Here is a 9,062-nt window from a genome sequence, read left to right as displayed (position 1 = left end):
GAGGTAAAGACAGCCATTGCGGCGCAGCTGGTCCTCCAGCCCGGCCTCCCCGGCCATGTCTTCCCAGGCCGGGAGGGCGTCGGCCAGCAGTCCGGCGAGCGCCAGCGCATTGACCCGGGTGGCCGCCGGCAGCGATTGCCGCATGAACCGAACGAGCCATGGCGCCAGCTGCAGCAGCGCCGGCCAGCGCAGCGAAAACGGGCTGTCGGGATCAAGCAGCAGCTTTGGCAACGCCCGCAGCACCGCAGGAGTGCCGACCGGCATGCAGGCATATTCGGCGATCGTTCCGGCATTGCCTGATGACGCGCCGGAGCCCGGCTCGTTCGGATCGATGAGCAGGACTTCGCGGCCGTCCGCGACAAGGCGAAGTGCCGTCGCCAGCCCGACAACTCCGGCGCCGACAATGGCGATTTCGACCGTTTCAGAAGCAGCCACTGTAGATCTTCCCGATTGACCTTGAAATCCGGTACCGATCATGTGGTCTCTTGGTTCGGGGTCGCGGTCCAGTCTTGATCCCTGGAATCGAATAGGCCAGATCTTTCCGCGCCTCAGGCGACAGGCGTCCAGATCACGTCCTCGATTTTTTGCGCGCCTGTCGCCAGCATGACGAGCCGGTCGAAGCCGAGCGCGATGCCGCTGGCAGGCGGCATGATGGCCAGCGCCGCGAGGAAATCCTCGTCGAGCGGATAGCGCTCGCCATAGATGCGCTGCTTCTCGTCCATCTCGATGACGAACCGCCGGCGCTGCTCGTCGGCATCGGTCAGTTCGCCAAAGCCGTTGGCGAGTTCGACGCCGCAGCAATACAGTTCGAAACGGTCCGCCACGCGTGGGTCGCGTGGGCTCGGCCGCGCCAGTGCCGCCTCGGCCACCGGATATTCGCACAGGATGGTCGCTCGCCCTTGCCCGAGCAACGGCTCGATCTTTTCCACCATCACCCGGCTGAACAGGTCGGCCCAGCTGTCGTCGGGCGCGGTACGCATGCCGGCCCGGATCAAGGCGGCGTACAGCGAGTCGCGATCGGTGCTGCCGTCGGCGGCGACCGTGGCCAGCAGATCGATGCCGGCATGGCGAGAGAAGGCATCTGCCACCGTCAGCCGTTCCGGCTCGGCGAACGGATCGCAGTCGCGGCCACGAAACGAGAAAAGAGTAGCCCCTGCCCTTGTCGCGGCCAGCGCCAGGAAGGCCGCGCAATCCTGCATCAGGCTCTCATAGGCTTCGCCCACGCGATACCATTCGAGCATGGTGAATTCGGGATGGTGCAAGGGGCCGCGCTCGCGGTTGCGGTAGACCGGGCCGAAGCTGAAAATCCTGATTTCACCGGCGGCGAGCAGCTTCTTGCAGGCAAACTCCGGCGAGGTGTGGAGATAGAGCGGCGCCCTTGCACCGTCCGGCCCGACCGCTTCGGTGGCGAAAGCCGCCAGATGCGCCTCGTTGCCGGGTGAGACCTGCAGGGCTGCCGTTTCCACCTCGACGAAATCATGGGCAGCGAACCAGTCGCGCAGGCTGGCGGCGATGCCGTTGCGCAGCATCAGCCGCGGGCGGCGGTCGGCATGAACGTCAGGCGTCCACCAGGGCGAAGCTTCGGTCATGCGGCTCGGATCATGGTGAAAGGGGGCTGGCGGCGGCGGCCAAGATGCGGTAGGCCCCCATCCAGCGCCGCACAAGCCGGCAAACGCCAGTCAACTCTTCTTGCAGGATTTAAAACCGTGGTGAAAGTCATCGCCAGTTCGCTCCGCAAAGGCAACGTCGTCGACAAGGACGGCAAGCTTTATGTGATCCTCTTTGCCGAAAACATCCACCCAGGCAAGGGCACGCCTGTAACGCAGCTCGACATGCGCCGCATCGGCGACGGGGTGAAAGTTTCGGAGCGCTACCGCACCACCGAACAGGTGGAGCGCGCCTATGTGGAAGAGCGCGAGCATACCTTCCTCTATCGCGACGGCGAAGGCTTTCATTTCATGAACCCGGAAAGCTACGACCAGGTCGCGGTGTCGGAAGCCGTGGTCGGCGACATGGCGCCTTACCTCTTGGAAGGCATGGCCGTGCAGGTGTCGCAGTTCAACGGCATTGCCATTTCCCTGGTGCTGCCGCAGCGCGCCACCTTCGAAGTGGTGGAAACCGAGCCGACGACCAAGGGCCAGACGGCCTCGTCGTCCTACAAGCCGGCCGTGCTGTCCAACGGCGTACGCACCCTGGTGCCGCCGCACATCGCGCCGGGCACCCGCGTGGTGGTGATGACGGCCGATGGCGCCTATGTGGAGCGGGCGAAGGACTGAGGGGGGCAGGCTTTTAGCTTCAGGGGTAAGCGGGCGAAGACGGTTATTCCTCCGCGATCGCTTCGGGCCATGAGCGACCCCTTAGGGACAAGGCATCCAATAACCCACCGTTGGCCGGGAGCGGCCTGTCCGATTTCGAGCCGTGGAGACGCTAAAGCTGACGCCAAAAGTTGAGCGCTTGCCTCGCTGGAGCGTACCGGTCAGACGGTCTCGAGCTTTTGCATCCCCATAAGGCCGCGCTCGACCAGCCGGTCGATCAGGTCGAGCGCACGTGCCCGCCGAATTGGATGTTCGATGTTTGAGGCATAAAGCTTAAGCACCAACTCGCCGACTTCGTGCAATTCATAGGCTCGCGGATCCTGGCCCGAGCCGGTTCTCTCCCTGACCGTATCCTCGAGCAGCTTGAGCACGAGTTCGTCGAGACCGGGCGGGGCATGTTCGAGCCGATGCAGGAAGTACGTCCGATCGCTCTCGAAATATTTGGATGCCGAATAAGCCTCGAACAGCTCGGCATGGGCTGAGATGTCAGTGGCCTTCATCCGGCGAAAACAGTCGCTCGCCTCATTTCTCACGATCTTCTCGTCATCATCAAACAACCGGATCAGCCAGGAGGTGCAGGTTGTACCGAAGCGAGCAGATTCGAAATTGGCGGCGGCGATCGCGGCCGCAGCAGAGCGATACTCGGCATCGGTGTCGATCAAATTCTCGGCGAGAGGCAACCAGTCCTGATCGTTGAGGCAGCGCTGGAAGACTGCTAGCGCGCCGAATCCTCGGGCGAGCGGATCGGCGTTAATCAGATAAAGGTTGATCAGTTGCGCGAAGCCTTCGATGTCGAGGTCGGCGACCCAGCTGACGATCTGCTGGCCATCGTTGGAGTATAGGCCCTCGGGACAGGCGCGAGCGGTACGGAGCACCCACTCAACGCCCTGCTTTCCTTCATACTTGAGTGCACACATTAACAAGCCGCTGAGCGCCGACTGGACATGCGGCGCCGAAGGGGCGCCGACGATCGCGTCGATCGTCGAGCGGTACTTCTCGAACGTCTCTTTCGAGAGCCAGCATACGCTTCCGAGAACTTCGAGCGCAGCGCCGCGTGCCGAATTGATCGCCTTGCCGCTAAGGTCGCCGCCTAGTGTAAAAGCCTGTTTCCAGTCGGGTCCTTTTTCGCGCTCGCCGCGGTTTATGTCGCCGATGCCCGTGCTGTCGTCGGCTTTCGCGGCAACAGCAAGCAGCAAAGCTTCGGCAAGCGGACCGATCGGCCTCTTACACGCCCGAATCATCCAGATCAACGAGCGGTCGTCCGGTTTCGCGGCAGGATTCGCCTCCACAGCAATGAGTACCCGTTCGATCATATCGGCGTCGGGCTTGCCCTCTGCGATGCCGGCAGTGATGCCCCAGGCGAAATCCTTGTGCGTACCTTGGGGAAACCGACCCAGCAACATCAGGAAACGCTCGGGCGCCTCTTTGGCCCGCTCCTTCAATTCGCACGACAATTCCCTCGCGCCGCCACGCAATCCATCCTCTCCCCAGAAGCGCCGCTCGCGCGGCAAGCTAAACTTGGCGACCGCGCGCAGCCAGGCCGCGTCATTCATGAGCTTGGTGCATTCACCGTCGATGGGCGAGCGAACCATACCGCCGCGGATACCGTCCGGTTGCTCGGGCTTCTGCCCAACGAACTTTCGGTCAAGTTCGGCCAACCGCCGCAAAGCGTGGGGCGATAACCGCTCCGCACCAATCTGTCGCAGCACCGACCATTCGCGCTTCCCAGAATCGTTGAGACACCAGGTCGGGTAGTCGCCTAGCTTCGGCGCCAGTCCCGGCTCAACCTCCGCATTTTCAGACCGCGCCAATGCGCGCTTCGCGCAGTCGATTTCGGGCCGCAGCGCAAAAATCACCGCTTCGCATCGCTCGCGTTCACAGGGTGTAAGCCAAGGCAAGGCGGCAGCGATCGCGCTCCCGGCCGAATGCGCGTCGGCACTGTGCCAACCCGCTTTGAATAGCCCCGGACTATCTAGCTGCTCGACAAGCAGGTCGCGCAGCGCCTCTGGGTTTGTCGCAACCGTCTCGAGCAAAAAATGCAAACTTGTGATATACGCTTCAGGCTCCATCGCGCGGAGCAATCGAGCCACGGCTTGCGGGTTCTCCCGCGCGACTTGGGCCAGCGACGCCCGCACTAGGTCGAGCAAGTCGACCGATCGTACATCGGTCCGGTCCCAGTGCCGCCAATGCCATATTGAATCGTTGGCAGGTCGTGAATTGCCTTCGACAGAACGCTCCATCGCGAGCCGCATGAAAGGCAGTATCTGCTCAAGGAACGGCAGAGGAGCAGCCTTGGCGAGCTCGCCTAGCCAATGCATCGACGCGCCGCCATCCTCGTAGCGATTCTTGAAGGGATGTCCTTCCTGATGGAGCCGGAACCAGCGCCCCAGTTGCGCGCCAAAAATGCGCGCCGCTTCATCAGGTGAGGTCTTGATCCAAGACCCGTAATAATCGTCCCAGTCGTTGCCGCCGATTTCCCAATCCTCAGGTACCGCGCGGTCGAGCGTGGCGATCAGGCAATCGGCGAGGGGCTTGGCATCGGCCTTGGGGTCGATGAAGCGCAATGCTCCAAAGACATCTCGGATGCGCTCGGGCCGACGCTCGAGAAAGCCGCTGAGCAGCTGGGAAACTTCAACAGGAGCGAACGGCGCGACCGATCGCAGGAAGCCGAGCGCCCAGTTCAAATCCTCCCCGTCACACGCGAGCCAAGCCTGGATCACGCCTCGGGTATGGAGCAGGTCGAACCATGGCTTCCGTTCGTAAATGACGTTGCCCGATTTGACCGGCAGTCCGCCGTGCCGGGCGTATCTCTCTATCAACTCCCATTCTGCCGCCGTCGGGTCGGGAATTGTCGCTAGCCAGCGCACAACTGTCTCCCGGATATGCGGGCGCACCCGCGCATTGCCTAAGATCGCGCCCAAATCAACAAGGTAACGGGCTCGCTCAAGTTCTCTTTCGAATGCGAGTATCTGGCGAACCTGAGTGCGACGGAACAAGGTTTGCGGGCTGGCCAGCAGGAAATCGATCAGCGGCTTGCGCTCCTGTACATAGGCGCGGGCATGCAGATAATCGAACAGCGATTCATGTAGGAATCCGAGGCGCTGGCCGCGAACGACAATCAGTCCAGCGCGCTGAAGGATATCGAGCGCGCCTGCAAAAGGATCGAGCGCTACTACGGGGGCAATAAGTTCCTGTCGCTCGCTCATCGCCATTGCGAGCGTGGTTAGCGGGGCGAATACGCTCCAGCCGGGACGAAAGTCGCGCTGGATCTCCTGCTCTCGCGAGGCGAGCAGTCGGCCATAGAGTTCAGAGAGATGTTCTACCCGACGCAAGTCGCTAATCCCGCTTTGCGCGAGCGCAGCTGCGAGCGTCAGGCCAATAGGAAGTGCTAGCAGCGCCATCAGCCGTGCATTGTCGGGATCATATAGAATGCCGAGCCGCGCAAGCACCGGATTCATTTCAGAACGTTCGAAAGATCCGACATCCACCCGCACATTGCCTTTGGCCTCGGCGATCTGACGGAATGCGTGATCGTTCTCGAGATCGAAGCTGCGACAAGCGAAGATCAGTTGGACATGTGGATATTGCGTAGCCTTGCGGACTAGGTCGAGCACCACGCGGCGCAGTTCAGCGATCCTTCCCGATACTTCGCTGACTGCATCTGCTTGATCAACTACGAGCACCGCGCGCCTGTTGGCGGCAAGCTGTTCGAGACCACCGGATTGTCAGCGGTCCCAAGCGTTTGCACGCCAAGTTCGTCGAGCGTTGCGATGGAGCCGGCTTGGTCGACGCGAAAAGCGAGATGGAGCGTCCCTTGGGCTCGGAGTTGCTCGATTACATCGGAGAGAATCGCCGACTTACCGATGCCAGCGGCACCGGAGAGCAAGACCACCCTTGCACCCCCCTGCAACCCGCCAAGCACGTCTCGCACTGCCGCGCGTTCGATGCGGTAGAGGCCTGCACCTAGCGGTGGATAGGAACCAAGGTAGCTTGTGGTCGCATCGCGGATACGTCCCGGCAACGCCCGGTCGAGTTCATATTGCTTAGTCTCAATGCCCGCGCCGCGAACAAAGCCGATGACATCGTCGTAGACGAGCGGCCGGTTGAAGTTGCGTTCTTCCTCGAGCCAGGTACGGAACCGCGCAGCGATGCTGTCGGGATCGCCTTTGAACCAATAGGCAATCCTCGCCCGCAGATTTTCAGTGAGATCGGACTCAGACAAAGTGCGGAATTCAGTTCCGTTGAGGAATCGAAACGCCTCGGTACCGTCGCAGCCCAATCGCTCTTTGAGCAGACACCAATGCTGCGTTTCCCTCTCTGACAGGCTCGTCTCGAACGCCTCTAGACTATGTGTCACTGGCAGCTTGTCCAGGAGCAGTTTTAAAGGTGGCGAGGGATCGCTCGACACGAATAGGCAGCGTGCGCCCTCGGTCGCAGCCTTCGTACGGAATGCTCTCAGCACGCCGGCGGCATCGAGTGCAGCGATCGACCAAATCCCTGAGGCGGTCTGACGTTTGCACTGGTGCCACTCGCTCCCGGCGGCACGGGTCAGCGAAAACTCGAACCCCTGCTGCTCGTCGCCGAGCGTTTCGACAGTGACCTCTTGAACGGTGCCGTCCAATAATCCGAGCAACTGATGTGTTAGCCAGCGCGCTTCGAAGCGGTTGCCCACCTTGTCGGCGATCCCACCCCTATGCATTCTACCGTCCTACCCGTCCCTGGAACTTGTGTAGCTTGGGAGCATAGAACGAACCTAGAACAGCCATAGTCGCAAGGCAACGCGTTGGGCCGTCTACTAACCGTCAGCTAACAGGAAAGAGAGTACAGAAGCGGCCGTTTACGCCACGGCAGATTTTGGGCTGAGTCCAGTCGTTAGACGACGACGTTGAGTCGCTTAGCCGCCATTCGGCGGTGAACTTGCCTATATCCGCATCGGGTCAAATGCGATCGTTCCCATAGGTCGTCTTTTTCTCGCCTAAAGTTGTTCGCAAGCAGAATGGGGCGTCAGGCCTCAGCGGCACGCCACCACCTTCACCCGACCTGTTTCCCCCGCCTCCTCTTGATGGCGGCACTATTCCTCGCCTCCAGCACCTTCTCCACCTGCCGCTTCAGCTCGTCCTTGATATCCACCGTTTCGTTCATCAAAGCATCGATCTTCAGGAAATCGAGGACGCGGTATCTCGAGACCGCCGGGCGGACCAGGATGTCGGGGCGGCATTGCTTCAGCTTGTTGGCGATGATCGACTGCATCATCAATTGCGTGGCGCCGAACATCAGGTCGACGGAGGTCGGCTGTTTGCGGTCGGCCTCTTCCGGCGCGCCGACCACGTCGACGCCGATGATGATGTCGGCGTCGTTCTCAATCAGGTCGAACGGCACGGGATTGTAGATGCCGCCGTCGATCAGCAGCCTGCCGTCGCGTGTCACCGGGCGGAACACGGCGGGGATGGCCGCCGAGGCCGCCAGCGCCGAGTGCAGGTCGCCGTCTTCGAAGACAGCGAGCTTGTGGCCGAAATAGTCGGTCGCCGTCACCTTCAGCGGGATTTGCAGCTCGGCGAAGGTTTCGGGAATGGCCTCGGGCAGAAAGGCTTTCAGGATGCGCTCGACATTGAACTGGCTGACGCGGATGCCGCCCTGCATGGCTTCGGCGATGGTGCCCGGCCGCGCCCGCCACATGCGGCTCGCCACTTGGGCGCGGCGGCCGAGGATCGAGCGGGCATAGTCGTGGATGTCCTTGCCGGTCATGCCCGATGCCATGCCGGCGCCCATGATGGCGCCGATCGACGAGCCGGCAATCGCCACCGGCTTGATGCCCAACTCGTCCAGCGCCTCGATGACATGGATATGCGCCAGCCCACGCGCACCGCCGCCGCCGAAGGCGATGCCGAAGCTAGGCGCCATTTTGCGTGACTCCTGCCTCGTTTCTGGCCGGCGACGGAGACCGCCAATTGTTGAAGTTGGCGCCGCCCCTCACCTGCCTGCCGGCATCCTCTCCCCGTATAGTGACGGGGAGAAGGGTGCTGCCATCGCCGATTTCGCCAATCACCAAGGTTGCAAGGTGGGGGCCGAGGTTGCGGCCAACCCCCTGCTCCCCGTTACTATACGGGGAGAAGTGCCCGGCAGGGCGATGAGGGGCGGCGCCGGCGTCCGGAAAAGAGAAATGCGTGCCCGCTCTCATCCCTTGCCGGCTCCGGCCAGTTTCGGGCCGATGACCATGATGGTCGGCTCGGCGGTCAGCAGCTTCTTCGCCGCCGCCTTGACCTGATTGAGCGTCACCGCGTTGATGTAGCCGGCGCGGCGCTGCATGTAGTCGATGCCGAGATCGTCGAGCTGCAACTCGACCAGCGTCGAGGCGATGGCGCTGGACGAGTCCAGATTGTTGATGGCGTAGGCGCCGATCATGTATTTCTTGGTGGCCGCCAGTTCCGCTTCGGTCGGGCCTTCTTCGGCCAGTCGCTTGACCACGTCGCGGATGATGCCGAGCGTTTCGGACGCACGGTCGGAGCGGGTGCCGGTGCTGACGATCAGCGCGTTGGCGTGGTCCTGGTTGATGAGCGAGGAGTTGACGCTGTAGGCCAGCCCGCGCTTTTCGCGCACTTCCTGGAACAGGCGGGAGGTGAAGGTGCCGCCGCCAAGAATCTCGTTCATCAGCACGGCGGGGAAGAAAACCGCCGCCTTGCGTTTCACGCCGGGAAAGGCGAGCTGCAGCGAGGTCTGCGGCAGGTCGTAATCGACCTCGATATGCTG

General features: G+C 62.1%; 7 protein-coding genes. 1 reads left to right on the top strand and 6 read right to left on the bottom strand.

What is annotated here, in order from left to right; genetic code table 11:
• Together EN750_RS08130 and epmA are read right to left on the bottom strand one after the other, a co-directional pair.
• A partial coding sequence (locus EN750_RS08130; protein ID WP_127396124.1) for an FAD-dependent oxidoreductase occupies positions 1–435 on the bottom strand: 435 nt, incomplete at its 3' end.
• Positions 436–548: 113 nt separating this feature from the next.
• A complete protein-coding gene (gene epmA, locus EN750_RS08125; protein WP_127396123.1) occupies positions 549–1,589 on the bottom strand; it encodes an EF-P lysine aminoacylase EpmA in 1,041 nt (346 codons plus the stop codon).
• A 117-nt stretch (positions 1,590–1,706) separates the two neighbouring features.
• Here epmA and efp point away from each other — a divergent pair, with 117 nt between their 5' ends.
• Entirely contained in the window at positions 1,707–2,276 is a 570-nt protein-coding gene (gene efp, locus EN750_RS08120; protein ID WP_027038615.1) for an elongation factor P, read from the top strand.
• A 200-nt stretch (positions 2,277–2,476) separates the two neighbouring features.
• Here the strand turns inward: efp and EN750_RS08115 are convergent, their stop codons facing one another.
• From EN750_RS08115 to EN750_RS08095, 4 genes are all read right to left on the bottom strand, one after another.
• Positions 2,477–5,998 carry a hypothetical protein gene (locus EN750_RS08115; protein ID WP_127396122.1) on the bottom strand — a complete coding sequence of 1,174 codons (3,522 nt, stop codon included), beginning with the start codon at positions 5,996–5,998 and terminating at the stop codon, positions 2,477–2,479.
• Positions 5,989–7,014, bottom strand: a complete 1,026-nt coding sequence (locus EN750_RS08110) for an ATP-binding protein (protein WP_127396121.1) — start codon at positions 7,012–7,014, stop codon at positions 5,989–5,991. Before EN750_RS08110 ends, EN750_RS08115 begins: the two co-directional genes overlap by 10 nt.
• 332 nt (positions 7,015–7,346) lie before the next feature.
• Positions 7,347–8,216 carry a patatin-like phospholipase family protein gene (locus EN750_RS08105; RefSeq protein WP_127396120.1) on the bottom strand — a complete coding sequence of 290 codons (870 nt, stop codon included), beginning with the start codon at positions 8,214–8,216 and terminating at the stop codon, positions 7,347–7,349.
• Positions 8,217–8,489: 273 nt separating this feature from the next.
• The coding region (locus tag EN750_RS08095) for an insulinase family protein (protein ID WP_145967483.1) at positions 8,490–9,062 on the bottom strand (573 nt) is incomplete at its 5' end.

The organism is Mesorhizobium sp. M7A.F.Ca.ET.027.03.2.1 (assembly GCF_003999175.1).
Classification (GTDB): domain Bacteria; phylum Pseudomonadota; class Alphaproteobacteria; order Rhizobiales; family Rhizobiaceae; genus Mesorhizobium.
The sequence above is the reverse complement of the archived record's forward strand: the minus strand, read 5'-3'. Positions and strand labels throughout refer to the sequence as shown.